We start from the raw sequence: 26,306 nt of genomic DNA, 5'->3' as shown, positions 1-26,306 counted from the left end.
ATTACAATGAGCAAATTTGCTATCGTATTCCCAGGCCAAGGCTCTCAAGCTATCGGTATGCTTGCTGACCTAGGCGAACAGTATGATGTTGTTAAAAAGACATTTGCTGAAGCTTCAGAAGCACTTGGTTACGATCTATGGGCATTGGTTCAAGATGGTCCTGTAGAAAATCTAAATGAAACTTTTCGCACTCAACCGGCTCTATTAACAGCGTCTGTTGCAATTTGGCGTGTATGGCAAGAGCTTGGCCTAGAGCAACCTGCAAACTTAGCAGGTCACAGCTTAGGTGAGTACTCTGCACTGGTTTGTGCTGGTGTCATCGACTTTAAAGAAGCGATCAAATTGGTTGAGTTACGTGGTCAGCTGATGCAAGAAGCCGTTCCTGCAGGCGTTGGAGCAATGTACGCAATCATCGGTCTTGACGATGAAGCGATTGCTAAAGCGTGTGAAGAAGCTGCGCAAGACGAAGTTGTGTCTCCAGTTAACTTTAACTCTCCTGGCCAAGTTGTTATCGCAGGTAACAAAGCGGCGGTAGAGCGTGCTGGTGCACTATGTAAAAAAGCCGGCGCAAAGCGTGCGCTTCCTTTGCCTGTTTCTGTGCCATCTCACTGTGCACTGATGAAGCCGGCAGCAGACAAACTAGCGGTTGCTCTAGAAGCGCTAGAGTTCAATACGCCAGCACTGCCTGTTATCAATAACGTTGATGTTATTGCTGAGACAGACCCTGCGAAAATCAAAAATGCACTTGTTCGTCAGCTATACAGCCCAGTTCGTTGGACTGAAGGTGTACAGGCAATGAACGAACAAGGCGTAGAGAAACTACTAGAATTAGGTCCAGGTAAAGTTCTTACTGGCCTAACAAAACGAATCGTAAAAACTATGACAGCTGCTGCAGTTAACGACACTGCATCACTAGAAGCTGCTAAGTAAATAACCACTTAATAGAGAAGTTATGATGAATTTAGAAGGCAAAGTTGCACTAGTTACAGGCGCAAGCCGTGGTATCGGTCGTGCAATCGCTGAACTTTTAGTTGAGCGTGGTGCTAAAGTTATCGGTACAGCTACTTCTGAAGGCGGCGCAGCTGCAATCAGTGAGTATCTGGGTGAGAATGGTAAAGGTCTTGCTCTTAATGTCACTGATGTTGACTCAATTGCTGCTACACTGAAAACCATCAACGATGAATTTGGTGCGATTGACATTCTAGTTAACAACGCTGGTATCACTCGTGATAACCTACTTATGCGTATGAAAGACGATGAGTGGAACGACATCATTGATACTAACCTAACGCCTATTTTCCGCATGTCTAAAGCTGTATTGCGTGGCATGATGAAGAAGCGTCAAGGCCGTATTGTTAACGTTGGTTCTGTAGTTGGTACTATGGGTAACGCTGGTCAAGCTAACTACGCAGCTGCAAAAGCTGGTGTAATTGGCTTTACTAAATCAATGGCTCGTGAAGTTGCGTCTCGTGGCGTTACAGTAAACACTGTAGCGCCTGGTTTTATCGAAACAGACATGACTAAAGCGCTAAATGATGACCAACGTGCAGCAACTTTGGCGAATGTACCAGCAGGTCGACTAGGTGACCCTCGCGAAATCGCTGAAGCTGTGGTATTTTTGGCGTCACCTGCGGCAGCTTATATCACAGGTGAAACACTTCACGTCAATGGCGGTATGTACATGGTGTAAATTATGTGCAACATTTGTGCATGATTTAAGTCAAGATCATACGTAATTTCGGTTAAAATCGTGAAAATTGTGGTTTGACCAGAAAAGTTGACCTTGCAACTTTCAATAGATTGAATAAACTACGGAAAACATCGCATAAAGCGAACTCTGTAAAGGAAAAGAAAAAATGAGCAACCTCGAAGAACGCGTAAAGAAAATCATTGTTGAACAGCTAGGTGTAGACGAAGCTGAAGTTAAAAACGAAGCTTCTTTCGTTGATGACCTAGGTGCAGATTCTCTAGACACAGTTGAGCTAGTAATGGCTCTAGAAGAAGAATTCGACACTGAAATCCCAGATGAAGAAGCTGAGAAAATTACTACTGTTCAAGCAGCTATCGATTACGTAACTAGCGCTCAGTAATAATCTCTCCCAGGCGGTCACCTCGACCGCCTGTGTTTTATCTAACTCATCTATCCTCATCTTAAATCACCTCAATCTCCGGAGTGTAAAATCGTGTCCAAGCGTCGTGTAGTTGTCACTGGCATGGGTATGTTGTCACCGGTAGGCAACACTGTAGAATCTTCTTGGAAAGCCCTGCTAGCTGGTCAAAGTGGTATCGTTAATATCGATCATTTTGATGCAACCAATTTCTCAACTCGTTTTGCAGGTCTAGTAAAAGACTTTAACTGCGAAGAGTATATGACTAAAAAAGATGCTCGTAAGATGGACTTGTTCATCCAGTACGGCGTCGCAGCAGGTATTCAAGCTTTAGATGATTCAGCCCTAACTATTACTGAAGAAAACGCTCCACGTGTGGGTGTTGCTATCGGTTCTGGTATTGGTGGTCTTGGTTTGATCGAAGCCGGTCACCAGGCTCTAACTGAAAAAGGCCCTCGTAAGATTAGCCCGTTCTTCGTACCGTCGACGATCGTGAATATGATTGCTGGTCACATGTCTATCATGCGTGGCCTACGCGGTCCAAACATCGCGATTTCTACTGCATGTACGACTGGCCTACATAACATTGGTCACGCGGCTCGTATGATTGCATACGGCGATGCTGACGCAATGCTAGCGGGTGGTGCTGAAAAAGCATCAACTCCACTAGGTATGGGCGGTTTTGGTGCGGCTAAAGCACTTTCTACTCGTAACGATGAGCCTCAAAAAGCTTCTCGTCCATGGGACAAAGGCCGTGATGGCTTCGTTCTTGGTGACGGTGCAGGCATGATGGTTCTTGAAGAGTACGAACATGCAAAAGCTCGTGGCGCTAAGATTTACTGTGAGCTAGTTGGCTTCGGTATGTCGGGTGACGCTTACCACATGACATCTCCAAGTGAAGATGGCTCAGGTGGCGCACTAGCAATGGAAGCGGCTATGCGTGATGCTGGCATTACTGGTGAACAAATCGGTTATGTAAACGCACACGGTACTTCGACTCCTGCAGGTGACGTAGCGGAAGTTAAGGGCATCAAGCGTGCTCTTGGCGAAGCAGGCAGCAAGCAAGTATTGGTTTCTTCTACGAAATCAATGACAGGCCACCTTCTAGGTGCTGCTGGTTCTGCTGAAGCTATCATCACGGCTATGTCTCTGGTTGACCAAATTGTTCCACCAACAATCAACCTAGATGATCCTGAAGAAGGCTTAGATATTGATTTAGTACCTCACACCGCGCGTGAAGTTAGCAACATGGAATATGCTGCATGTAACTCATTCGGTTTCGGTGGTACAAACGGCTGTTTGATCTTCAAAAAGATTTAATCATCTTATTAAAGACGTAAACACTCGTAGATAGTCACAATTAGACTTGTTTTTAAACGGCTTGATGCTTTAGCATTGAGCCGTTTCTTTTTATGGGGAAAAACATGTTTTGGGTTGACGGAGAAAGCCAGCAAACTGTCGATATCTTGGATCGCTCGTTTCAGTACGGAGACGGCTGTTTTACGACGATGCTCGTGAGTGATGGTGAGATACAACATTTTCACGATCATCAGCACCGTGTCGACGAATGCCTTAAAGCGCTACGCATTTCTGCTCTTGATTGGGATGTTGTTAGTCCTTGGCTCGATACTGCACTTCAACACATCCAACATAGCGCTCTTCATGGCACAAAGAGCCTTGGTGGTTCAAAGAAGCTCCACAATGCAAACAAGCCTCATAATCAAAAAGCAGGGATCAAGCTGCACGTTAGCCGTGGCGCTGGTGGACGTGGCTACAGCACTAAGAATATCGCCAAGCCTACAATCACCATCAGTACCTTTGATTACCCAAGCCATTATTCAGCGTGGCAAGACTCCGGTGTTGAACTCGGTATCTGTCATCAAGCGCTAGGTTTGATTCCGCTACTGGCTGGCCATAAGCACAATAATCGTCTTGAGCAGATTTTGATGAAAGATGAAATGGACCAGGCTAATGAAGTGGATGGTGTGGTTCTTGATATATCGGGCAATGTGATTGAAACCACCATGGCCAACCTGTTTTGGCGTAAAGGTCAGGCGATATACACACCTCAACTCACTCAAAGTGGTGTCGCGGGGGTTATGCGTAAGCAAGTGTTAAACGCGCTGAATCAGGCTGAACTTTCCGTTACAATTAGTGACTACTGCTTATCTCAACTCATGCAAGCTGATGAGGTTTTCATGACCAACTCCATCTTAGGGGTTGCCCCAGTTACCCGTATTAGTGATACCCAATTTAACATTGGAACCGTTACTCGTAGCCTTCAAGGACAACTAAACTCGTGATCAAAAAGTTATTTATTTTTATTATCTTGTGCTTAATCGCAGCCGGTGCTGCTGGTTTTTATGTTTACAACCAAGCGCAAGATAACCTGAAACAAGTTATTCAATTAGAAAAACCACAAGTCGTGACTGTTGCTTCAGGTAGCAGCTTTAACCGCGTTTTAGCCCAGTTGATTAACGAGGGGCTGTTTGAGGCTTCTCCTTACGAGAAATTAATCCGTAAGTTACATCCTGAGCTTGTAGACGTAAAAGCGGGTACTTTCTTGCTTGAACCGGGTTTAACCTTAGAGCAGGCGCTACAGGTGCTTGTCGAAGGGAAAGAACACCAGTTCACCATTACCTTTGTTGAAGGTAGTCGTTTTGATGACTGGCTTGTTCAGCTGAAAGACAACGAATTTATTCAACAAACGTTGGATGGCGTTTCTGAAAAAGAGATCGCTGAAAAGTTGGGTATTGAAAACGAAAAGCTAGAAGGTCTCTTTTTAGCAGAAACGTATCACTACACCTACGGCACCACTGATTTAGATTTACTGAAACGCGCGCATCGAGACCTAATGAGCGTGGTGAATGAAGAGTGGGAAAATCGAGCGGATAAACTTCCTCTTAAATCGCCATACGAAGCGTTAATTCTTGCGTCTATCATTGAGAAAGAGACCGCTGTTGCGTCAGAACGTGAGCGTGTTTCTTCTGTGTTTGTTAACCGTCTGAACAAGCGTATGCGTTTGCAAACTGATCCAACGGTTATCTATGGCATGGGTGACAGCTACGATGGCAACATCCGTAAGAAAGACTTACGCACGCCAACGCCTTACAACACCTATACAATGAGTGGCTTGCCACCGACACCTATCGCTATGGCAGGCAAAGCGTCTATCAACGCGGCGTTGAATCCAGAGAAGAGCAACTACTTGTATTTCGTTGCGAGTGGAACAGGTGGTCACGTATTTTCAAAGAGTTTGACTGAGCATAACCGTGCAGTGCGAGCTTACTTAAAGCAATTAAGAAAAAACAGATAAAGAAATAATTATGAATCAGTCGAAATTTATCGTGGTTGAAGGCCTTGAAGGCGCCGGCAAAAGCACAGCAATCAATGCCATCGTTGAGACATTAAAAGCATCGGGTGTTGAGGATATTGTTAATACTCGCGAGCCGGGTGGTACTGTCTTAGCTGAAAAGATGCGTTCATTGGTTAAAGAAGAGCACGAAGGCGAGAAGCTTCAAGACATGACTGAATTGCTGCTGATGTATGCAGCACGTGTTCAATTAGTCGAGAGCGTCATCAAGCCGGCACTCGACAATGGTCAATGGGTATTGGGTGATCGTCATGATATGTCTTCACAGGCATACCAAGGAGGTGGTCGCCAGATCGCGCGCACGACTATGGAATCACTGAAATCAACCACGCTAGGCGGCTTTAAACCCGATCTAACGCTATATTTGGACCTAGACCCTAGAGTAGGGCTAGAGCGTGCTAGAGGCCGTGGTGAGCTTGATAGAATTGAAAAGATGGACATATCATTTTTCGACCGCACGCGTGAGCGCTATCTAGAAATTGCAGAACAAGATGATTCAGTACTTGTGATTAACGCGCAGCAAGAAATTGAGCAAGTAGCCGCTGATATTAAAGTCGCGCTAACTGCTTGGCTCGATAAACAGTAGGTAGTCATGGCTGAAGTGTATTCTTGGCTCACACCGGTATGGAGTGAGTGGAAAAAAAGTCTCGATGCGGAGCGTTTTCCTAACTCTGTAATTGTTAATGCGCCGGAAGGACTCGGCGTTGATGCGTTGATTAGCCAACTTACCGACGCATTGATGTGTACGAACTATGAAAGCGAGTCGTGCGGGTTTTGCCACAGCTGTGAATTGATGAAGTCGGGCAGTCATCCTGATTTTCATGTGATCTCACCAGAGAAAGAAGGTAAGTCGATCACGGTTGATCAAGTGCGTGCCAGTAACCGTTGGGCTCAAGAGTCTTCTCAGTTAGGTGGTTTGCGCGTTATCTTGCTTAACCCTGCTGAAGCAATGAACGAATCGGCTTCCAACGCACTACTGAAAACTCTGGAAGAGCCATCAAGCAAATGTATCTTCATTCTTTCTACTCGTAACAGTAACCGTTTGATGCCGACTATCATTAGCCGTTGCCAACAATTTAATGTGGTAAGCCCACAGTTGGAGGTGGGGTCTGCTTGGTTAGATGGTGAAGTTGGTAAGGCTGTCCCACAATATATTTTAGCGCTTAATGACAACGCGCCTTTAAAAGCAAAGGCGATGTTTGAGCAGGGTGGGGTAGAGGCTTCGACCAAAGCGCTTGATGGCTTTGTTAATGTCATTAAGGGTACTCAACCTGACATGCTAAAATTCTCGACAGAGCTTAGCAAAGACCCTTTGATTCAACTTGGCTGGCTTTGGCATTTATTGTCAGATGTACAGAAGCTGCATTTTGGTTTGGCGAATCAGGCTATCACTCCGAGCGCGAAAGCACTGGTTGAGGTGATGTCTTATCAAAGTGCTTACGCAGCATCGAATAAACTGCTGATATTGATTGAGCAGTTAAAGCAACACCCTGGGCTCAATACGGAGCTACTCATAATGAATTGGCTGATAGCCACTTGCGAGGAAACATGTTCGTAGATTCCCATTGTCATTTAGACAAACTGGATTATCAAGATTTACACACAAGCGTAGAAGACGTTGTGAACAAAGCGAAGGCAGCAAACGTAGACCAGCTGTTGTCTGTTGGTGTGACACTGGATTCGTTTGAAAATATGCTCGAGATGATCTCGCCCTTTGATAACGTTAAAGCCTCTTGTGGCGTTCACCCTCTCGATGTTGAAAGTGATTTCTGTTTAGAGACAATGCGTGAGTACGCGAGTAACCCTAAAGTGGTGGCGATTGGTGAGACAGGTTTAGATTATCACTATCAACCAGAGACTGCAGAGCTACAACAGCTACGATTTAAGCAGCATGTTGAATTGGCCGTTGAGCTTAATAAACCTTTGATCATCCACACTCGTAACGCACGTGAAGACACATTGGCTATTTTACGTGATGGCGGAGCTGAGATGTGTGGTGGTGTTATTCATTGCTTTACTGAAGATCAAGCGTTCGCTGAAGCGGCAATGGAGTTAGGTTTTTATATCTCAATTTCAGGTATTGTGACCTTCAAACAAGCTACAGAACTCAAAGAAGTTGTTAGGAAGCTTCCTCTCGATAGGCTATTGATCGAGACAGATTCTCCATATTTAGCGCCAATTCCATATCGTGGGAAGCAGAATCAACCTGCATATGTCGTGGAAGTGGCGGCCTATATTGCGCAATTAAAAGGTATGTCGATGAAAGAGGTTGCTGAACAAACGACCAAAAATTACCAGAAACTTTTTTTGCGATAAAAATCTAACTAAACAAATAAAAGGGAGCGAAAGCTCCCTTTTTGTGTTTTTGATCACCAAAAATGCGTTTTTTTTTAATGTTTACGAATTATGTTGAACTTGAGAGCGCTAATTATAACATTTGTAATTTTGTTACTAAAAATAACATTAGCTCCTATTTTATTTACCCAGTAAAATAATAGGGCTCTTGAAAAATATCCATGTATTTCAATTAATTAAATAATTGTAAAGCATTGCATTTCTAGATTTGACATGTGATCCAAGACGTGTTTTGAAACTAAATTTCGTAAGTGACTAGAAAGTTAGTTCCCCATCAATATATATTTAGCGGCAGAAAATATAATGCAATACATGGTTACATTTTCGCAGGGTGCTAACATATAGGCTACGGGGGTGTGCCGTTAGAACCCAATATAATTATTTTATCTTTATCAGGAGCATAAATATGTTTAAGAACCTTTTTGCTAGCCTGCAGAAAGTTGGTAAGTCTCTGATGCTTCCAGTATCAGTTTTACCAGTTGCGGGTATTTTGCTAGGTGTCGGTGCAGCAGATCTTCCTTTCATTCCAGAAATCGTTTCAAACTTAATGGAACAAGCTGGTGGTTCAGTATTTGGTCAAATGGCACTACTGTTCGCAGTAGGTGTTGCACTTGGCTTTACTAACAACGATGGTGTGGCTGGTCTAGCTGCTATCGTTGGTTACGGCATCATGACTGCTACACTTGGCGTAATGGCTGGTGTAATGGGCGTTGATAAAATCGATACTGGTGTACTAGGTGGTATCCTAGTCGGTGGTGTTGCTGCTTGGGCATTCAACCGTTTCTTCCGTATTCAACTACCAGAGTACCTTGGCTTCTTCGCTGGTAAGCGTGCTGTGCCAATCATCACAGGTTTCTCTGCGATTGGTCTAGCAATCCTACTATCTGTAGTATGGCCACCAGTTGGCGGCGCTATCTCTGCGTTCTCTGATTGGGCTGCTCACCAAAACCCACAAGTAGCGTTTGGTATCTACGGTATCGTTGAGCGTTCTCTAATTCCATTTGGTCTTCACCACGTTTGGAACGTACCTTTCTTCTTTGAAGCTGGTACTTGTGTAAACGCTGCTGGCGAAACTCAAAACGGTGTTCTTACTTGTTACCTAGTTGCTGATGACGCATCTCGTGCAGCGGGCAATGGCTTCGGTCAGCTAGCTGGTGGTTACATGTTCAAGATGTTCGGTCTACCTGCTGCTGCAATCGCGATTGCACACTCAGCTAAGCCTGAAAACCGCGCTAAAGTAATGGGCATCATGGCTTCTGCTGCGTTGACTTCATTCCTAACGGGTATCACTGAACCAATCGAATTCTCTTTCCTATTCGTTGCTCCAGTACTGTACGCAATCCACGCTCTACTAGCTGGTTCTGCATACGTTCTTGCGAACACTCTAGGTTTTGTACACGGTACATCTTTCTCACACGGTCTAATCGACTTCCTAGTTCTATCTGGCAACGCGTCTAAGATGGGCCTAATGGTTGTATGTGGTATTGCTTACGCTGCAATTTACTACATCGTATTCCGCACTGTGATTAAAGCTCTAGACCTTAAAACTCCAGGCCGTGAAGACGAGACTGAAGAAGAGTCAGTTGCGACTGGTTCTGAACTTGCTGGTGAGCTAGTTGCTGCATTCGGTGGCAAAGCGAACATCACTGGTCTTGACGCTTGTATTACTCGTCTACGTGTTGCAGTAGCTGATACAGCTCTTGTTGACCAAGACAAACTGAAGAAACTAGGCGCAGCAGGTGTTGTTGTAGTTGCTGGTGGCGTACAAGCTATCTTCGGTACTAAGTCTGACAACCTTAAGACAGACATGGATGAGTGGATCCGTAACAACGGTTAATTCTCTGATTCAATAAATTGAAAGGAGGCCGAAAGGCCTCCTTTTTTGTTTTCTGCTTTATGAAAGACTTTCCTGTCTTTAATCTGTTTTAACTCAGAGAGTTACCGTTCGACTCGATGTGCTGATGTTCGTTCTCAAATTTTTCATATCTTTTATCTTTTACCTAGCGATGACACCTTTCGTTATTATTCCAGTAAACTACCGCTTTTAAACACAGTCTGAGAATATTATGAAACATCGTTACTTGATCGGCCTTATGTGCTACAGCGGAGCCTCGTTTGCTCACGCTTCTGAAGCTCCAGCTTTAGAAGTTGGACTTGCCATTGACCAAGACCTGAGTGTCGTTGTGGAATTTGATCAGAAATACCGTGCTACGATTGGTAATGACGGCGCTGCATTTGATTACATTTTGAAACGTGGTCAGTTCGAAACTGAAGCTCCGTTGAGCTGGTACGTTGGTGCTGGTGCTTGGGCTGAATGGAATGACGACTTTGGCTTACGCTTGCCATTAGGCGTGAAAGTGAATTTCTACGAAGGTTGGAATGCTTACGCTCAAGTTCACCCTGAACTCGATATGTATAAAGGTGTTGAGTTGCAAGTGGGCGGCGCTTTAGGTGTTACCTATAAGTTCTAACCTGAACTAAAACCGCTTTAATAATGAAAAAAACCAGCATTTAGCTGGTTTTTTCATTTGGGCCGATCTTATATTTTTTGCTTCATTGAGCCGCTTAGAAAGTAAAACTCAGTCCGACATTGGCTTGGAATTGGTTCATCCAGTCGGTATCAAAACGAATGATGCACTCTTGGCCGTTACTTGGGATGTTACAAACGCCGGAGGTATCGTTATCGACAACTGTACCCAGCCAACGTACTTGTGTGTTCAACGCTAGTCGGTCACTAAATTTGTACTCTAAGCCGCCAAAGATAGAAGTTGAGAATCCATACTTATCCTTTGCCCAGTCTACATCGACGTAAGAAGCACCAAGACCTAACCCTAGATAACCCGACAACACAGGCGAAGCTGGGTAGTAGATGCTGCTTTGAAGGTGCAGGTATTGGATGGAGGAGCTTAGGTTGAGTGTTTCTAATTCCGAGCTCTGATTGGAATAGAAGAAGCCGATACGTCCTTTTTCAAGTGGCGTTTCAATGGCAAAGGTGTAGTTTTCAGAGCCTTTCATGTCATAGGTTTTACCGTCCTGGTCTTCGACACTGCCACCGCCGGTATAACCTACCATAGGTGTAATGATGATCTCCGGCGAAGCATACGCGCTTGAAACGGAGAGAAGCGTAATCAGTGCCATCATATTTGCTTTGTTATTCATGAGTATATCCTTATCCATACACTTACTAATTGTGATGGTTACATCAATATTGTGCGACTAATTTCGACGATTCTTGAAGATACTTCACACACCTGATAGTACTTAAATAGAGACTCGACAAATTAATAATAAGCCAGAGGTGTCTATGGACCATAATCTGAAAAATGCCCTACAAATTACCGTGTTTATCTACGTGATCATTCTTTCATTTGGCTTTATTGCGATTGGTAGTTAATACCATCTATTGCGAGGCTGAGTTTTGATACTCAGGGAATAATGAATAGTGGGATTATAACCAATATTGATACAGCAATAGACTTGGATTATTACGCTAAGTTTATTGCTGGAAAAACAGCACTGGTCGCTCAAGGTGGCGGACAGAGAAGTATTTTTACTTCTGGAGTGCTGGATGCCTTTCTTCTCTCAAATTTTGACCCCTTCGACGAATTTTTTGGTACCTCAGCAGGTGCTCTCAACTTATGTGCTTATCTGTGCCGTGATAAAGGCCTTGGACGTTCTTTTGTTCTTGACCTCACAACCTCTCCCGAGTTCTTCAATCTCTTTTCCTATATACGATACAGAAAGAACCTAGGATTAGAATGGGCGCTAGAACAAATTATGGCTTACCCATATAAGCTCGATCTGGATTTAGGGCGACAAACGCTAGGCGATCGCCACTTCTATGCAGCTGTAACGGATTCCAAAGACTTACGAGACCACTACTTCCCATTATTGGGCGAAGATTGGTACAAGGTGATGATTGCGACCTGCGCCATTCCTCGTTTGTACAATGATGAAGTCTTTATTGGTGACAGTGCTTATGTGGACGGTGGTGTATCGGCGTGTATCCCGGTTCAGGAAGCGTGGCGAAGACAAGCCCGTTCTATTGTGGTGATTCGTACTGAGCCAGTGGTGGAGGAAGGTAATACCCATTTGGTTGAAGCACCAGTTAAGGGATCTTCAGTCAAAGCGCCTAAACCAATCTCTGCCGAAGAACTGGAGTGGTTCCGCGAATCTTTTGACAGTGTTCAAGGTCATTGGCAACAGAAAGTGGAACAGTGGAAAACCGACTGGACCTCTTTCTTCCAACAACAAATTATGCGCTCAAAAGAGCAGAAGCGTGACCGTGGGCATTTAGACCTGCTGAACGGTGGTCGCTGGCTATTTGGTGCAGATGATATTTATCGCGTAAGTCATTTAATCGGAGATAAGTTTGATTCAGGCTTGGCTGACACGCTAATGGTGCATTATCAGACCTACTCATTGACTCAGGATTTTTTGAATTCGCCACCAGACGACGCGTTTGTGGTTCAGATAGCGCCAAGTCAGCCACTAAAATCGAGTTCATTAATGAGCGACAAAGAAGACCTGTTGCACGATTACGAAATGGGCTTAGAAGCCGGTTACCGATTTGTGGAAACCTATACCTCAACGGAAAACGCTCGCAATTCTCATATGCCACAGTTAGCCACCATTGCTGCTGGCAAGTAATTCTCGAAGTTGATGAGCTAGCATGCTGTGAGCTCGTTATGCTGTTTAAGCAGATTGTAGTGAGTCGTGTTCTGAAATGAAAAAGGGTTATTGAACTTGGTTCGATAACCCTTTTAAGTTTTTGAGATTAGGCGAATCGTTTCGCCTTAAGGTCAAATATTAGGTGACAGGCAAGATTCTCATACAGTTGGTTGACCCTGCTACATCCATAATGTCGCCTTGAGTGACGATCACTAGGTCACCAAACTTAAGGTGTCCTTTTTCTTTCAGGCAAGTGAGTGTAGATAGTGCGATGTCAAAGCTGTCTTCAGCTTCTGTCTCGAAGTAGATAGGTGTCACACCTCGGTATAAGGTACAGCGATTAAGCGTTCCTTCGTTACGAGACAGCGCGTAGATCGGCATGTCGGCACTTAGGCGAGACATCATCAGTGCAGTGCGGCCTGACTCGGTGAGAGTGACAACGCCTTTAATGCCTTCCATATGGTTCGCAGAGTAGATGGTCGCCATCGAAACGGTTTCTTCGGCAGTAACAAAGGTGCGGTCAATACGGTAATTGGATTGGTTATTAATGCCTGCCATTTTTTCCGCACCAATACAGACTTCAGCCATCGATTTTACGGTCTCGACTGGGTAGTCACCAGCTGCAGTTTCACCAGACAGCATCACAGCATCGGTGCCATCGAGTACGGCGTTGGCAACATCCATAACTTCGGCACGGGTTGGCATTGGCGCAGAAATCATTGATTCCATCATCTGAGTTGCGGTGATGACAGTTCGGTTAAGCGCTCTGGCACGGCGTATAAGCTGTTTTTGTACTCCGACTAACTCAGGATCGCCAATTTCCACTCCGAGGTCACCACGAGCCACCATGACCACATCTGAGGCCATTATGATGTCATCCATGTTCTCAACTGTAGCTACTGTCTCTGCTCGCTCCACTTTTGCGACGAGGTGAGCTTCTAAGCCGGCTTCTCGTGCAAGCTGACGAGCATAGTGCATGTCTTCACCATTACGAGGGAAAGACACCGCTAGGTAATCCACTTTGATTTGTGCGGCGGTGACGATGTCGCGCTTGTCTTTTTCTGTTAGCGCTTCTGCGGAAAGGCCACCACCTTTTTTGTTGATGCCTTTGTTATTTGAGAGTGGGCCGCCAATGATGACTTCGGTATGAACGCGACAGCCTTCTACTTTGGTTACTTTGAGTTGAACACGACCATCGTCAAGCAACAGGATATCGCCGGCGGATACGTCGTTAGGCAGTTCTTTGTAATCAAGGCCAACGGCTTCTTGATTGCCTTCACCTAAACCTAGGCTGCTGTCGAGAGTAAATAGGTCACCTACGGCAAGTTGAATTTTGCCATCTTTGAATGTCGACACACGAATCTTGGGACCTTGTAAGTCTCCGAGAATAGCGATTTGAGTGCCGAGCCTTTTTGCTATCGCTCGGACGTTTTCTGCGCGTTGTATATGGTCGTCGCTGGTGCCGTGAGAGAAGTTCATACGAACGATATTGGCACCGGCTTTGATTATCTCTTCAAGCACGTTACCTTTATCAGTAGAAGGGCCAAGCGTTGTGACGATTTTCGTTTTTCTTAATTCGGCTGTCATGAATACTCCTAGAGTGAGGCCAAGTAATCTTTTGAAAGACTGAATTAAGTATATGCATTAATTGATAATTTATTGGGAGCTAGGAGGATATTTCTTGATTTGCCTTTAATTATTGAATTCAGGGCTCAAACGCGATGTTTTATTCTGAAAATTAAGTCGCAAATTATCGATGTGGGTGTTAATTTTCCTCGAACTATTTGACTCGATACACAAAGATTCATGTATATACGTGATACTGGTCACGGCGATATACCAAGTGACTTCACAATTACTTCGCAAAGTAAAAAAATTACCTCGTTGATGATTTCTGGAGCGTAAAATGTACATGGCTCAACCGGGCCATATTGATCATATCAAACAGGTCAATGCTGGTCGTGTATATAAACTAATTGACCTTAAAGGTCCTATTTCTCGTATCGATCTGTCCAAGCAAAGTGAGTTGGCTCCGGCGAGTATTACTAAAATTACCCGTGAACTCATTGAAGCTCACCTTATTCACGAAACGACGGTTCAAGAAGCCACGACTCGTGGGCGTCCTGCTGTCGGTCTGCAAACCAATAACGAAGGTTGGCAGTTTTTGTCGATGCGTCTTGGTCGTGGATACTTGACGATCGCGCTCCATGAATTGGGCGGCGATGTACTTATCGATACCAAGATTGATATCCATGAACGTGATCAAGATGATGTGCTTGCGCGTCTTCTCCATGAAATCGATGAGTTCTTCCAAACCTATGCCGAGCAACTCGACAGGGTGACGAGTATCGCTATCACACTGCCAGGTCTGGTGAATTCAGAGCAAGGTATTGTGTTGCAGATGCCGCACTACAACGTTGAAAACTTAGCGTTGGGGCCGGAGATCTACAAAGAAACCGGTTTGCCAGTTTTTATTGCCAATGATACCCGAGCGTGGGCATTAGCAGAGAAGCTGTTTGGTAACTCACAAGACAACGACAACTCTGTTCTTATCTCGATTCACCACGGTTTAGGTGCCGGGATCATTCTTGATGGTCGCGTTCTGCAAGGACGTCACGGTAACATCGGTGAGTTGGGGCATATCCAGATCGATAAGGAAGGCAAGCTTTGCCACTGTGGAAATCGAGGCTGTTTAGAAACGGTGGCGAGTTCTCAGGCAATCCGTGAGCAAGTCAAAGAGCGACTGGCAAATGGTGAAGAATCAACGCTAACGGTGTTTGAAGATGTCACTATTGAGCAGATCTGTGCTGCGGCTGCTAATGGGGATCCGTTGGCTGTTGAAGTGATTGAACAGTTAGGTCGTTACTTAGGTTCTGCGATTGCGATTGTGATTAACCTATTCAACCCAGAGAAAATCTTGGTGGGTGGTGTTATCAATCAGGCGAAGAGCGTGTTATACCCGGCGATTCAAAAGTGTATCGAAGAGCAGAGTCTATCGGTTTACCATAAAGACTTAGAGCTGGTGGAATCTCGTTTTTATAAGCAGGCAACCATGCCAGGTGCTGCGCTCATCAAGCAGGCCTTATACGATGGCCAACTGTTAATGAAAGTTATTGAAGGTTAACCCCTTTTTCTCGTCTTGTAGCCTTACCCTGAACCTTTCCATGTACTTAAGCTTTGTATAACATCATTTGTTGTACTTAGTTTAAGCATTCTGTGCATTGGCGCTTTGCTTTAACCTATTGAAGTAGGCTATTGTAGCCACAGTTATTATTTGTCACTAAGGTGTTGTATGTCTGGCGTTTTAAATTCGGTTGATCAGAGAACCAAACTGGTCGGTGAAAACCGTCTGGAACTCTTGTTATTCAGCTTAAATAGTCGTCAACTATTTGCGATTAACGTATTTAAAGTGAAAGAAGTCCTCAAAGTGCCAGTACTCACTCGCTTACCGGGCTCTCATCATCATATTACGGGTGTTGCGTCTTTACGTGGTGAATCGGTGCCTGTTATCGATTTACGCAGTGCCATTGGCTTTCCACCATCTCGTGCGGAATCTCAAGAAAGTAACTTGATCATTACGGAATACAACCGAACCGTACAAGGTTTCTTGGTTGGGCAAGTTCGTAATATCGTGAACACGACATGGACAGAAATCCAACCGCCGCCAAAGACAACAGGTCGCGCAAATTACCTAACCGCTATCACGCATATTCAAGAAGAAGAGCAGCACAAGATCGTCGAGATCATCGATGTTGAGAAAGTGCTGGCTGAGATCATTGATTACGATGTCTCGATCTCTGAAGGCGTTTTAGATGAACAATTAGCTCAGGAGATGATAGGACGTAATGTGCTTATCGTTGATGACTCTTCAACAGCGCGTAACCAAATTAAAGGCACCTTGTCGCAGCTTGGTTTGAACATTATTGAGTGTTGTGATGGCTTAGAAGCACTGACCTTACTTAAGGGCTGGTGTGATGAAGGCAAAGACATCAATCAAGAAATATTGTTGATGATCACCGATGCTGAAATGCCTGAAATGGACGGCTACAAGCTGACACACGAAGTACGTACTGACCCTAGAATGCATGACCTGTTTATTACGCTAAACACTTCATTAAGTGGAAGTTTTAATGAAGCTATGGTTGAGAAAGTAGGGTGTAACCGCTTTATTTCTAAGTTCCAGCCAGACCTCTTGGTTGAAGTTACTCAAGAGCGAATGCGTCAGATTTTATAATTAATGCTGCTGTACGGTTTGTTTTGAGTGACCTTATAGAAAACGTTTGCTAACATTCACACAGCATATTTTTCTTAACGAAATATGCTCAACTACTAGCGTAACTTTTCACACACAATCTAAGGTAGTTCCTCTTAATGATATGGTTAACGTCTAAAGTCGTTATGACTTTGAGCTTATTACTGTATAGGGAATTTAAGAAAAGACGTACGGAAGCTGAAGTTGAGTCATAACTCAACAATTGGAATCGAAGGGAAGCGGATGCTTCCCTTTTTCGTTGCTCTTTCTCTCGTTTCTTTAGCCAATGATCGATTGAGAACTATCGGTACTTCGCTAATGAAAATCCCGAGATTTGGTTTTCAAGCCAACAATTTCATCGGTAATATCGATAAGTTTCCCCGCGATAACATGCACGACTTCTCCTTCTTTTTCTAATATCCCTTGTACTTTTAACGCCTTGGCTGTGAGATAAGCTTGCTGTTGAGCGCGCGCGGTTGCTCCCCATACCACGACATTAATATTACCAGTGCTATCTTCTAGCGTGACAAAGGTGACACCTGCCGCGGTTCCGGGAGATTGTTTGCCTGTGACTAATCCGACAACGGTGACCATAGATTTGTGTCTTTGCTGTATTAAATCTTTCATGTGTGTGAATCGACCTAATCGTCCTGCTTCTTCGAGCAAAGTGATGGGGTGCTTGTTCAATGAAATTCCGACACTGGTGAAGTCTTCGAGTAGATCTTGCATCTCATTGGGTTTGTGCAGTGTATGTTCGTCATGTCCTGCCTCAGCATCGTCATAGGCTTGGCTAAACAGAGGTAAATCAGACGCTGAGTCCATGATCGCCCAGCGAGTCTGGAAGCGGTCTCCAGAAACGTTATGTAGCGCATTAGCTGATGCCAGTAGCTCGATGTCTTTCTTATTCATCGATAACTGTTTCACCTGGCTAGGGTGGCGATAACCGGATTGAGGACGATTGGCGAGCACGCTTTGAATCCCATGCTCGCTGAATCCTTTGATTTGTCGCAGTCCTAAGCGAATCGCTAAACCATTCTGATGAGAGACAACCGTGTGGTCGTTTTGAGAAGCGTTCACGCATACCGGAAGTATCACCACATTATGTCGTTGTGCGTCCTGTACTAACTGTGAGGGGCTATAAAACCCCATCGGTTGGCTATTCAACAGAGAAGCATAGAAACATTGAGGGTAATAGCATTTCAACCAAGCGGAGCAATACGCTAACACCGCAAACGAAGCCGAGTGGCTTTCAGGAAAACCGTACTCGCCAAAGCCGCATATCTGTTTAAAGATCTGCTCAGCAAACTCTGTCTCATAGCCGCGCTTTTGCATTCCTTCGATGAGTTTGTTTTTAAACTTAAAGACGTTGCCATTTTTCTTCCAAGCGGCCATGGCGCGTCTGAGTTGATCCGCTTCACCACCAGTAAACCCTGCGGCCACCATCGCGAGTTTGATCACTTGCTCCTGGAATATCGGCACCCCTAAGGTGCGCGACAATACCGATTCCACATCTTTAGATGGATAACTGATTGGCTCAATGCCATCTCGACGCTTGAGAAACGGATGCACCATATCGCCCTGAATAGGACCTGGGCGTACGATAGCGATTTGAATCACTAGGTCGTAATAAGTTCTTGGTTTAAGCCTTGGCAACATACTCATTTGCGCGCGTGACTCAATTTGGAATATCCCTACCGTGTCTGCTCGCTGAATCATGCCGTAAACCTGAGGATCATCCTTAAGGCGAGTGATCTCCGCGATCGTTAACGAGCGGCCATGAATACGCTTGATCAGGTCGAAGCATTTTCTAATCGCAGACAGCATACCAAGTGCAAGTACATCCACTTTAAGTAGCCCCAAGGTTTCAAGGTCATCTTTATCCCATTGAATAATGGTGCGATCGTGCATTGCCGCATTCTCGACAGGAACCAATTCATACAAGGGACCAGAAGAGATCACGAAGCCGCCCACATGCTGAGAAAGATGACGTGGAAAGCCGATGATTTCATTCACTAAGTGGATAAACTGCTGACCTTTTAAGGAGTCCGGTTGCAGCCCCAATTGAGTTAATTGAGCCTGCCAACCTAGGCTTTTGTCTCTGCGGTTGGTGTTCTTGATGAAGTAGTCGAGCTGAGTTTCTTGTAGCCCTAACGCTTTACCAACATCTCTTACCGCACTTTTAAAGCGATAAGAAATGACCGTTGCAGCAAGCGCGGCCCTTTCTCTACCGTATTTTTGGTAGATGTATTGGATGACTTCTTCACGGCGTTCATGTTCAAAATCGACATCAATATCAGGCGGCTCATCGCGCTCTTTACTGATGAAACGTTCAAATAGCACCGAGATTTGCCTTGGGTCGACAGAGGTGATTTCTAAGCAATAACAGACTACGGAATTGGCCGCTGAACCTCGACCTTGGTAAAGAATGCCTTGGCTTTTGGCAAACATCACGATGTCATGAATGGTGAGAAAAAAGAAAGGGTAGTCAAGCTCGCCAATTAACCCCAATTCTTTCTCTATGATCTGTTGGATGTCGTTAGGTACACCTTGTGGGAAGCGAGTCTGTTTTCCTTTTTCGACCAACATGCGCAGATAACTCATGGGTGTTTCACCTTGAGGAATCAGCTCACTGGGATATTCGTAGCGCAAGCTATCTAAATCAAATTCACATAACTCAGCGATACGGTTGCTCTCTTCTAGCCACTCAGTTTTGAATATATGAGAGAGCTTATTGATACTCCGTAAACAGCGCTCGGCATTCGCCAGTAAGTGACTGCCCACTTCGGTAATGGTTTTTTGGTACTTTATCGCAGTGAGTGAGTGCTGTAATGGTAAGCGATTCGCGTTGTGCATCAGCACGCCACCACAAGCTGTAATCGGCAGTTGATGATGTTGTGACAGCTCAACGCAGTAATCTGTGTATTGCTGGTCGGTTTGCTTTAAGTGTCGTTGTAAGCCGATCCACAATCGACCTGAATGATGTTGAGAAAGCCATTGCCCCCAATGCGCGTCTTCATTTTTTTGTTGAGGAAGCCAAAGAATAAAGCAGTGCTTAGCCGACATGATATCCCACTCAGAGAGCTGATAATGTCCCTTACTGCTACGACGTCTCGCGTTGGTAATAATACGGCACAGCTCGGCATAGGCTTGTCTGTTTGGGCATAGCAAAACCACTTGGCACTCGTCATTTAGCCAAAACATGCTCCCGACAATTTGCTTGAGCGACAGTTTATGTTGCTTGATTGCAGAGTGAACCTTGACGATGCCCGCGACCGAGCACTCGTCGGTGACCGCAAGGGCTTTGTAACGTAAGAAGTCGGCCTGTAAAACAAGCTCCTCTGCGTGTGAGGCTCCCTCAAGGAAGGAGTAATTACTTTGACAGAAGAGCTCTGAATATTTCTGAGACATAACGTAATCTCACTTAACCATTGCGAGTGAACATGATTGAAAAGGGACGTTTAAATGGAACAAGTGGTAAGAACGACTTACCAAACAGCCTTACGGCTAGCTAAATAAACCGTGCAAAAACCATTGTTTATCTGGCGTTCTAAATACCCATAATCTGCGGCCGTTTTCACTGTGAGCAATAAAGTAGTCACGAATGACTTTCTCTCCGTCCCACCAGCCAGACACAATGCGCTCAGGGCCTTGAGATAAGGTGACGCTTTCGGTTAAGGCTTCGGGCTCTGGCAGTAAAATACTGGGCCTGAGTCGTTGTTGGTTGATGTTGAAAGCAGTGGCTTGTTGCTCGAACCCTGTGGGCGTTTGTCTCTTTGCCACAGACTTACTTAGTGTGGGGATCGAATACTGATTGGCCTTTTCTGGCCTTGGGTCGTGCTGTATTTTCGGTGTTTGAATGCAGGCTTGCCCAAGCTTTGCTTGCAGTAGTGAGAGCAAATCTAACGCGGCAAGTGTTCCGGTATTACCATCGAAAAGATCATGGTAGTCCATTTGAGGCTCACCATGACGAGTTAACGAGAGAGTGAGCCCTTGAACGGGGGCTGTGATCTTCAGTGACTCTAAGGTGAGATGCGTTAGGTTCGCCCATTTGCTAGCAAGATAATCGCCCTGCGCCGAATAGAAAGAGACAGGGTGATCGTCTTTATCCCTAAGGTGCAGAGTTAGCGTTAACTCAAAAGCTACTCGGTCACGTAGCTTCAAAAAGCATTCCAGTTGGTTCAACAATTTCAGTAGTGGCTTTTCGATAAATAGAATGTTTTCAATATCAAACAGCAGCTCCAAATATTGTTGGAAACTCTCTGGTGGATGATAGAAATCAATAGGGTGCTTGAACTGCCCATTAAGACGACCCACATAGTTCACCAAGTCGATATCAAAGCGGCGCGCGACCTCTTGCAAAGGCAGCTTTAATAGGTCTTCTACGACATTAATACCAACACGATTTAGGCGTTCAACTTGCTTAGTTGGTAGCTCGCTTGAACTCAGCGTCTGCTTACTTATCCAAGCTTTCATCTGCTCAACATTGTTCGTCGCTTGGTTGATGGCTTGCTTGCCCAAAAGGATTGCAGAAAGCGGCGAATAACCTGTGGCAAAGCTGAACTGGATATTGAGCGTTTCTAAGTGGCTTTTGAGCTCATGCCAGTAGTTATCTAGCCCGTCGTAAAGTGACAGCATGTTAGAGGCTTTAATCAGCAAACCATTAGGTGGCAATAACGCCATGTCGGAAGTGATTAGATACGCCCATTGAGCGATCTCTTTGAGCTTACTTTTCTCCAGTTCAATACTGTAAGGGTGGACGTGTAAGTGATGGCAAAGCGCCGCCGCAGACCCTAAGCCCATACCAAGCGAAATTCCCGATTGCAGCGCAGCTGGGTTCGCTTGCAGTACACGGTGATCTTTTTCATCCACGATGATAATAGGTTGCTCGCGTGAGTCTTCGTTCGAACCCAATTCATTAGAGTTAAACAAGGTATCCAACTGCAGAGACGGAAAGTGCAGATAAAGCCACAACATACGCTAGCCTTGCTTCGCAATAGGAAAAGCCAGCACAGTGTTACCGGACAAAGTCCGGTCTAAATTGTCTTCATAAACAACTTTCTCTGTGAGTAATGGCCAGTTGTGTGTCATGTCTAGAATAAAGCTGCCATACGACCAACTGCCTTTTCTTTTTGTTACCTCTATCTTCAACCCTTGGGCGTGATAAGACAGTTTCATGCTTAAGGAAACGGGCAGGGATAGTTGATTATGGTTGGTGGCTTTAAAATGAAATTGCAGGCACTTACCGGTTTCACTGGCTGCTTGTAGGCGCTTTGTTTGGTGTATTTCTAGATCGGCTCCCCATAGCAATACAGAGTGACAAGCGCCGCTTTTGAGGCACTGCTCAGCCGCCCACAACGCATCGAGATCGCGTTGGGGCTGGATAACGAGAATGTTCTCTAATTCAATGGCTTGGCTGTTAAAAAACTCGGCACAGATCTTCCCTGGCGGGTTAATGAATATGGCCAGTTTTTGCGAGTTTTGTTGAGATAAATAGGGCGTAAGTAGGCGAAGCTCGCCGATCCCTTGTTGTGATTCAACCTCAATAACGCCGTGCGTCGGGAAGCCGCCATCAAGCTGTTTATCCAGTTGAGGATAGCCTGTTGAAGTGGTACTTCCTTGCGTTGTTGATTGTAACCCTTTCCAGATTAGCTGGCGGTCTTGTAAGTTTTTTATTAGTTCATGCATAATTAAATACCTGTATATTCATACAGTATATTTAACAATGAAAAAGATGCAAAGCAAAATGATGAAAATTAGGTGAACTAAATATTAGATGGTTGATTTAGATACAAAAAAAGCCGCTATGGAAGCGACTTTTTATTATTGGTTAATGATATCAGTTACTTAGGTTGAGCATCGATACATTGGCCATTAATATCTGTCACGCTTGGGTTCATTAAATGTAGGTACAGTGGGATGATGTCGAGTGGCGTTTTTAGCTTATTCGCATCTTCTCCTGGGTACGCTTTTGCACGCATGCGTGTTTGAGTGCCGCCCGGGTTGATTGCGTTAACACGGATGTTCGTGTCTTCAAGCTCGTCTGCTAGGATTTGCATCATACCTTCGGTAGCAAACTTAGAAATCGCGTAAGTGCCCCAGAATGCACGGCCTGAGTGACCAACCGTTGAAGAGGTAAATACGATGCGACCTGCTTCTGCTTTTTTAAGTGCAGGCAGTAATGCTTGAGTCATCAAGAACTCAGATTTCACATTGATCTGCATAACATCATCAAAGGTTTCTTCATCAATCTGCTCAAATGGACTCAGAGTGCCGAGAACACCAGCATTATGAAGTAGACCGTCTAAACGGCCGAACTGTGATTCAATGGTTTCAGCCATATCAACGTAGTTCTGCTTTGTCGCACCTTTTAAATCCAATGGGATAATCGCAGGTTGTGGGTAACCAGCGCTTTCGATTTCATCGTAAATGAATTCAAGGTTTTTAACATTGCGGCCTAACAGAATGACAGTTGCACCATGTTGAGCGAAGCTTAGTGCTGCTTGGCGACCAATGCCAGCACCGGCACCTGTAACCAAAATTACTTTATCTTTGAGGGCATCTGTAGAGATTGGGTAATCCACTGTGCTTATCCTTCTTTCTTTTATTATGTTCGTCATTCCATTGATGTTTAATCACACAGATAACCGCAGGAATGATGAGAAATTCTTGGTAATCGTGACAAGATGGTTACAATACACTAATTCATACAATAGGGGATATGACATTGGAATTTTTGTTGGACTACGGCTTGTTTTTGGCCAAGATTGCGACCGTTGTAATCGCCATCATCGCAATTTTAGTGATTGCTAAATCTGTGGGTGGGAAATCAAGCGCGATTAAAGGTGAGCTGGAAATCACGAACCTATCTGAACATCATAAACAGACGATTGAACAACTAGAGCACCATCTACATGATGATGCTTTCATCAAAGCCCGTGATAAAGCAGAAAAGAAAGCGGAAAAAGAGAAAGTAAAATCACGCGGTAAAGAAGTGAAGAAAGCAGCGAAAGAGGGTGAGCTTGATAGTAAGCGTGAACCACATCTATTCGTTCTTGATTTTAACGGCAGCATTGATGCGAAAGAAGTGGCTTCATTACGTGAAGAGGTAACGGCGGTTCTGGCTGTGGCTCGTGAAGGTGATGAAGTATTGCTAAAACTTGAGTCTGGCGGTGGCATGGTTCACGGCTATGGTTTGGCGTCTTCTCAACTTGATCGTATCAAAACGGCAGGTTTGCCTCTGACTATCTCGGTAGACAAAGTCGCCGCAAGTGGCGGTTACATGATGGCATGTATCGCAGACAAAATTGTATCTGCACCGTTTGCTATTGTTGGTTCTATTGGTGTTATCGCTCAACTGCCAAACTTCAACAAACTGCTTAAAAAGCATGATATTGAGTTCGAACAGTTAACGGCGGGTGAGTACAAACGCACGCTTACTATGTTTGGTGAGAATAGCGATAAAGCACGCGAGAAGTTTAAAGAAGAGCTAGAAGAGACACATGGCCTGTTCAAAGACTTCATTCGTGACCATCGTCCTGCGTTAGATCTTGAAAAAGTAGCAACGGGTGAGCATTGGTTTGGTACACAAGCACATGAACTTGGGCTGGTGGATGAGATCAGCACTTCTGATGACTTAGTCGTAGCGGCATGTAAGGACAAAACGGTTCTAGCGATTCATTACGTACAGAAGAAAAAGCTTTCAGACAAACTAGCGGGCGTGGCAGGTAAATCTGCAGACAGCGTGCTGATGAAATTGATTGCACGCGGCCAAAAGCCGATTGTTTAAGCTTATTGAGTTCTAGTTCTAGTTCTAGTTCTAGGTTTAGTGCCTTACGTTCATTTGCAGACGTTTGAGCCTTAAAAAGAAAGCGCATAAGTCATCAGACTTATGCGCTTTTTATTGCTCCACTTCCGAGCGGGTGACCACTATGTTGTAGGGGGAGCGGAGTTTTATACCAAACACTGACTTACTGTGATTGATATTAAATCTTGGCTCCATAATCATTACGTTTTGGACAAGTAGTCAAAATCTCTCTATGACCCGTATCTTTGAGCTCTTCCAAAATCACATCAAAGCCCCACAAGCGATAGAGATGCTTCATCACTTCGTCGTAGCCTTTATCAAGCGGGATGCGGTCGTGAGGCACATATTGCAGTGTCATTGAGCGGTCACCACGAATATCGACATTAAACACCTGAATGTTTGGTTCAAGGTTACTTAGGTTGTATTGCGCCGCAAGCTTCTCACGAATCAGGCGATAGCCCGGATCATCATGAATAGCACTCACCTCGATGGTGTTTTTACGGTCGTCGTCGAGTACAGAGAACAGCTTAAAGTCTCGAATGATTTTTGGAGAAAGGTATTGGCTGATGAAACTTTCATCTTTGAAGTTGTGCATCGCAAAGTGCACTGCTTCTAACCAATCACTTCCGGCTAACTCAGGGAACCACTCTCTATCTTCATCGGTTGGCTCTTCACAGATGCGTCGGATGTCTCTAAACATCGCAAAGCCAAGCGCATAAGGGTTTATTCCGCTGAAATAAGGGCTGTTGTAGGCGGGTTGTGCGACGACACTGGTATGGCTGTGTAGGAATTCTAAGATGAACTTATCACTCACCAAGCCTTCGTCGTAAAGGTGGTTAAGAATGGTGTAATGCCAGAAGGTTGCCCAGCCTTCGTTCATCACTTGAGTTTGTTTTTGAGGGTAGAAGTATTGGCTCACTTTGCGAACGATGCGAACACACTCTCGTTGCCAAGGTTCAAGCAGTGGTGCGTTCTTCTCGATAAAGTAGAGAATGTTTTCTTGAGGCTCGCTAGGAAAGCGGATCTTGGTCTCTTCTTCCTTACTTTTATTCTGAGGAACGGTTCGCCATAGCTCATTCACTTGAGATTGCAGATAAGCTTCGCGTTCTTCTTGTCTTGCTGTCTCTTCTGCAATGGAAATCTTCTCAGGGCGTTTGTATCGGTCTACGCCGTAATTCATCAGTGCGTGACAAGAGTCAAGGAGCTGCTCGACTTCAGCAACACCATATTTATCTTCACAACCACTGATGTACTTCTTAGCGAACAACAAGTAATCGATGATGGAACTGGCATCGGTCCATGTTTGGAACAGGTAGTTGCCTTTAAAGAAAGAGTTGTGGCCATAACAAGCGTGAGCCATTACCAGCGCCTGCATCGTGACCGTGTTCTCTTCCATCAGATAAGCGATACAAGGATCGGAGTTGATTACGATTTCGTACGCTAAGCCCATCTGACCATGCTTGTAGTTTTGTTCGGTTTGAATGAATTTCTTACCAAATGACCAGTGGTTGTAATTGATAGGCATACCAATGCTCGAGTAGGCATCCATCATCTGTTCTGAAGTAATCACTTCAATCTGGTTTGGGTAAGTGTCTAAACGGTAATGCTGCGCCACACGCTTAATTTCTACGTGGTATTTCTCCAAGAGGTTGAATGTCCAATCTGGACCATCAGGCAGCATCTTGTCGTTTTTCTTCTTTGCAGCTTTGTCTTTCTCTGCAACGTTTGATTTCGCTGTCATGG

Annotated in this window: 23 protein-coding genes; 16 read left to right on the top strand and 7 right to left on the bottom strand. The window is 44.8% G+C overall.

Annotated elements, in window-relative coordinates; translation table 11 throughout:
* Positions 1-6: 6 nt before the first annotated feature.
* The 11 genes from fabD (at position 7) to AC3CH3_RS10205 (ending at position 10,307) form a co-directional block, all read left to right on the top strand.
* Positions 7-930 (top strand): ACP S-malonyltransferase, encoded by a 924-nt coding sequence (gene fabD / locus AC3CH3_RS10255; protein WP_488537097.1) that lies wholly within the window; start codon positions 7-9, stop codon positions 928-930.
* Positions 931-955: 25 nt separating this feature from the next.
* Positions 956-1,690 carry a 3-oxoacyl-ACP reductase FabG gene (fabG, locus tag AC3CH3_RS10250; protein ID WP_026084209.1) on the top strand — a complete coding sequence of 245 codons (735 nt, stop codon included), beginning with the start codon at positions 956-958 and terminating at the stop codon, positions 1,688-1,690.
* 166 nt (positions 1,691-1,856) lie between these two features.
* Positions 1,857-2,090 (top strand): acyl carrier protein, encoded by a 234-nt coding sequence (gene acpP / locus AC3CH3_RS10245; RefSeq protein ID WP_004737381.1) that lies wholly within the window; start codon positions 1,857-1,859, stop codon positions 2,088-2,090.
* Positions 2,091-2,183: 93 nt separating this feature from the next.
* Positions 2,184-3,428 carry a beta-ketoacyl-ACP synthase II gene (gene fabF, locus AC3CH3_RS10240; protein WP_010437291.1) on the top strand — a complete coding sequence of 415 codons (1,245 nt, stop codon included), beginning with the start codon at positions 2,184-2,186 and terminating at the stop codon, positions 3,426-3,428.
* A gap of 104 nt (positions 3,429-3,532) precedes the next feature.
* Positions 3,533-4,411, top strand: a complete 879-nt coding sequence (pabC, locus tag AC3CH3_RS10235; protein WP_488537096.1) for an aminodeoxychorismate lyase — start codon at positions 3,533-3,535, stop codon at positions 4,409-4,411.
* Positions 4,408-5,424 carry an endolytic transglycosylase MltG gene (mltG, locus tag AC3CH3_RS10230; RefSeq protein ID WP_488537095.1) on the top strand — a complete coding sequence of 339 codons (1,017 nt, stop codon included), beginning with the start codon at positions 4,408-4,410 and terminating at the stop codon, positions 5,422-5,424. The genes pabC and mltG overlap by 4 nt, the downstream gene beginning before the upstream one ends.
* 10 nt (positions 5,425-5,434) lie before the next feature.
* Positions 5,435-6,067 (top strand): dTMP kinase, encoded by a 633-nt coding sequence (gene tmk / locus AC3CH3_RS10225; protein ID WP_488537094.1) that lies wholly within the window; start codon positions 5,435-5,437, stop codon positions 6,065-6,067.
* Positions 6,068-6,073: 6 nt separating this feature from the next.
* On the top strand, positions 6,074-7,039 hold the full coding sequence (locus tag AC3CH3_RS10220; RefSeq protein WP_102530181.1) for a DNA polymerase III subunit delta': 966 nt from the start codon (positions 6,074-6,076) through the stop codon (positions 7,037-7,039).
* Positions 7,030-7,797, top strand: a complete 768-nt coding sequence (locus tag AC3CH3_RS10215; protein WP_488537093.1) for a TatD family hydrolase — start codon at positions 7,030-7,032, stop codon at positions 7,795-7,797. Before AC3CH3_RS10220 ends, AC3CH3_RS10215 begins: the two co-directional genes overlap by 10 nt.
* Positions 7,798-8,242: 445 nt before the next feature.
* On the top strand, positions 8,243-9,673 hold the full coding sequence (gene ptsG / locus AC3CH3_RS10210) for a PTS glucose transporter subunit IIBC (protein WP_017062145.1): 1,431 nt from the start codon (positions 8,243-8,245) through the stop codon (positions 9,671-9,673).
* A 229-nt stretch (positions 9,674-9,902) separates the two neighbouring features.
* Positions 9,903-10,307: a hypothetical protein gene (locus tag AC3CH3_RS10205; RefSeq protein WP_488537092.1), complete on the top strand. Its 405-nt coding sequence runs from the start codon at positions 9,903-9,905 to the stop codon at positions 10,305-10,307.
* Positions 10,308-10,401: 94 nt separating this feature from the next.
* On the opposite strand, the gene AC3CH3_RS10200 is transcribed toward AC3CH3_RS10205, so the two are convergent.
* On the bottom strand, positions 10,402-10,995 hold the full coding sequence (locus tag AC3CH3_RS10200) for an outer membrane beta-barrel protein (RefSeq protein ID WP_029405328.1): 594 nt from the start codon (positions 10,993-10,995) through the stop codon (positions 10,402-10,404).
* 145 nt (positions 10,996-11,140) lie between these two features.
* Between AC3CH3_RS10200 and cydH the strand changes: the two genes are divergently transcribed.
* Both cydH and AC3CH3_RS10190 read left to right on the top strand, forming a co-directional pair.
* Positions 11,141-11,230, top strand: coding sequence for a cytochrome bd-I oxidase subunit CydH (cydH, locus tag AC3CH3_RS10195; protein WP_139137170.1), 90 nt, complete (start codon positions 11,141-11,143; stop codon positions 11,228-11,230).
* Between the two features lie 41 nt (positions 11,231-11,271).
* Entirely contained in the window at positions 11,272-12,486 is a 1,215-nt protein-coding gene (locus tag AC3CH3_RS10190; protein WP_488537091.1) for a patatin-like phospholipase family protein, read from the top strand.
* Between the two features lie 159 nt (positions 12,487-12,645).
* On the opposite strand, the gene pyk is transcribed toward AC3CH3_RS10190, so the two are convergent.
* A complete protein-coding gene (pyk, locus tag AC3CH3_RS10185; protein ID WP_488537090.1) occupies positions 12,646-14,094 on the bottom strand; it encodes a pyruvate kinase in 1,449 nt (482 codons plus the stop codon).
* Between the two features lie 319 nt (positions 14,095-14,413).
* Here pyk and mlc point away from each other — a divergent pair, with 319 nt between their 5' ends.
* Both mlc and AC3CH3_RS10175 read left to right on the top strand, forming a co-directional pair.
* Complete coding sequence (gene mlc, locus AC3CH3_RS10180; protein WP_019820875.1) at positions 14,414-15,631, top strand: sugar metabolism global transcriptional regulator Mlc; 1,218 nt, start codon at positions 14,414-14,416, stop codon at positions 15,629-15,631.
* 168 nt (positions 15,632-15,799) lie between these two features.
* Positions 15,800-16,741, top strand: coding sequence for a chemotaxis protein CheV (locus AC3CH3_RS10175; protein ID WP_017062139.1), 942 nt, complete (start codon positions 15,800-15,802; stop codon positions 16,739-16,741).
* Between the two features lie 333 nt (positions 16,742-17,074).
* On the opposite strand, the gene AC3CH3_RS10170 is transcribed toward AC3CH3_RS10175, so the two are convergent.
* From AC3CH3_RS10170 to AC3CH3_RS10155, 4 genes are all read right to left on the bottom strand, one after another.
* A complete protein-coding gene (locus tag AC3CH3_RS10170) occupies positions 17,075-20,167 on the bottom strand; it encodes an error-prone DNA polymerase (RefSeq protein ID WP_488537089.1) in 3,093 nt (1,030 codons plus the stop codon).
* A gap of 96 nt (positions 20,168-20,263) precedes the next feature.
* Positions 20,264-21,733 carry a Y-family DNA polymerase gene (locus AC3CH3_RS10165; protein WP_488537088.1) on the bottom strand — a complete coding sequence of 490 codons (1,470 nt, stop codon included), beginning with the start codon at positions 21,731-21,733 and terminating at the stop codon, positions 20,264-20,266.
* 3 nt (positions 21,734-21,736) lie between these two features.
* Positions 21,737-22,444: a translesion DNA synthesis-associated protein ImuA gene (imuA, locus tag AC3CH3_RS10160; protein ID WP_488537087.1), complete on the bottom strand. Its 708-nt coding sequence runs from the start codon at positions 22,442-22,444 to the stop codon at positions 21,737-21,739.
* A 155-nt stretch (positions 22,445-22,599) separates the two neighbouring features.
* Positions 22,600-23,340 (bottom strand): YciK family oxidoreductase, encoded by a 741-nt coding sequence (locus AC3CH3_RS10155; protein WP_050621848.1) that lies wholly within the window; start codon positions 23,338-23,340, stop codon positions 22,600-22,602.
* 137 nt (positions 23,341-23,477) lie between these two features.
* Here AC3CH3_RS10155 and sohB point away from each other — a divergent pair, with 137 nt between their 5' ends.
* Positions 23,478-24,545, top strand: a complete 1,068-nt coding sequence (sohB, locus tag AC3CH3_RS10150) for a protease SohB (protein WP_488537086.1) — start codon at positions 23,478-23,480, stop codon at positions 24,543-24,545.
* 196 nt (positions 24,546-24,741) lie between these two features.
* Here sohB and AC3CH3_RS10145 read toward each other — a convergent pair whose 3' ends face one another.
* Positions 24,742-26,304, bottom strand: coding sequence for a SpoVR family protein (locus AC3CH3_RS10145; protein WP_488537085.1), 1,563 nt, complete (start codon positions 26,302-26,304; stop codon positions 24,742-24,744).
* Positions 26,305-26,306 lie beyond the last annotated feature (2 nt).

It is taken from the genome of Vibrio sp. QJM3NY_35, assembly GCF_057785915.1.
Note: the sequence above shows the minus strand (reverse complement) of the source record. Positions and strands in the feature narration are given on the sequence as shown.

Coding starts and splice junctions, on each gene's coding strand:
- fabD (WP_488537097.1), top strand. CDS start 7: ATGAGCAAATTTGCTATCGTATTCCCAGGCCAAGGCTCTCAAGCTATC.
- fabG (WP_026084209.1), top strand. CDS start 956: ATGAATTTAGAAGGCAAAGTTGCACTAGTTACAGGCGCAAGCCGTGGT.
- acpP (WP_004737381.1), top strand. CDS start 1,857: ATGAGCAACCTCGAAGAACGCGTAAAGAAAATCATTGTTGAACAGCTA.
- pabC (WP_488537096.1), top strand. CDS start 3,533: ATGTTTTGGGTTGACGGAGAAAGCCAGCAAACTGTCGATATCTTGGAT.
- tmk (WP_488537094.1), top strand. CDS start 5,435: ATGAATCAGTCGAAATTTATCGTGGTTGAAGGCCTTGAAGGCGCCGGC.
- AC3CH3_RS10220 (WP_102530181.1), top strand. CDS start 6,074: ATGGCTGAAGTGTATTCTTGGCTCACACCGGTATGGAGTGAGTGGAAA.
- AC3CH3_RS10215 (WP_488537093.1), top strand. CDS start 7,030: ATGTTCGTAGATTCCCATTGTCATTTAGACAAACTGGATTATCAAGAT.
- ptsG (WP_017062145.1), top strand. CDS start 8,243: ATGTTTAAGAACCTTTTTGCTAGCCTGCAGAAAGTTGGTAAGTCTCTG.
- AC3CH3_RS10205 (WP_488537092.1), top strand. CDS start 9,903: ATGAAACATCGTTACTTGATCGGCCTTATGTGCTACAGCGGAGCCTCG.
- AC3CH3_RS10200 (WP_029405328.1), bottom strand. CDS start 10,995: ATGAATAACAAAGCAAATATGATGGCACTGATTACGCTTCTCTCCGTT.
- cydH (WP_139137170.1), top strand. CDS start 11,141: ATGGACCATAATCTGAAAAATGCCCTACAAATTACCGTGTTTATCTAC.
- AC3CH3_RS10190 (WP_488537091.1), top strand. CDS start 11,272: ATGAATAGTGGGATTATAACCAATATTGATACAGCAATAGACTTGGAT.
- pyk (WP_488537090.1), bottom strand. CDS start 14,094: ATGACAGCCGAATTAAGAAAAACGAAAATCGTCACAACGCTTGGCCCT.
- mlc (WP_019820875.1), top strand. CDS start 14,414: ATGTACATGGCTCAACCGGGCCATATTGATCATATCAAACAGGTCAAT.
- AC3CH3_RS10175 (WP_017062139.1), top strand. CDS start 15,800: ATGTCTGGCGTTTTAAATTCGGTTGATCAGAGAACCAAACTGGTCGGT.
- AC3CH3_RS10170 (WP_488537089.1), bottom strand. CDS start 20,167: ATGTCTCAGAAATATTCAGAGCTCTTCTGTCAAAGTAATTACTCCTTC.
- AC3CH3_RS10165 (WP_488537088.1), bottom strand. CDS start 21,733: ATGTTGTGGCTTTATCTGCACTTTCCGTCTCTGCAGTTGGATACCTTG.
- imuA (WP_488537087.1), bottom strand. CDS start 22,444: ATGCATGAACTAATAAAAAACTTACAAGACCGCCAGCTAATCTGGAAA.
- sohB (WP_488537086.1), top strand. CDS start 23,478: ATGACATTGGAATTTTTGTTGGACTACGGCTTGTTTTTGGCCAAGATT.
- AC3CH3_RS10145 (WP_488537085.1), bottom strand. CDS start 26,304: ATGACAGCGAAATCAAACGTTGCAGAGAAAGACAAAGCTGCAAAGAAG.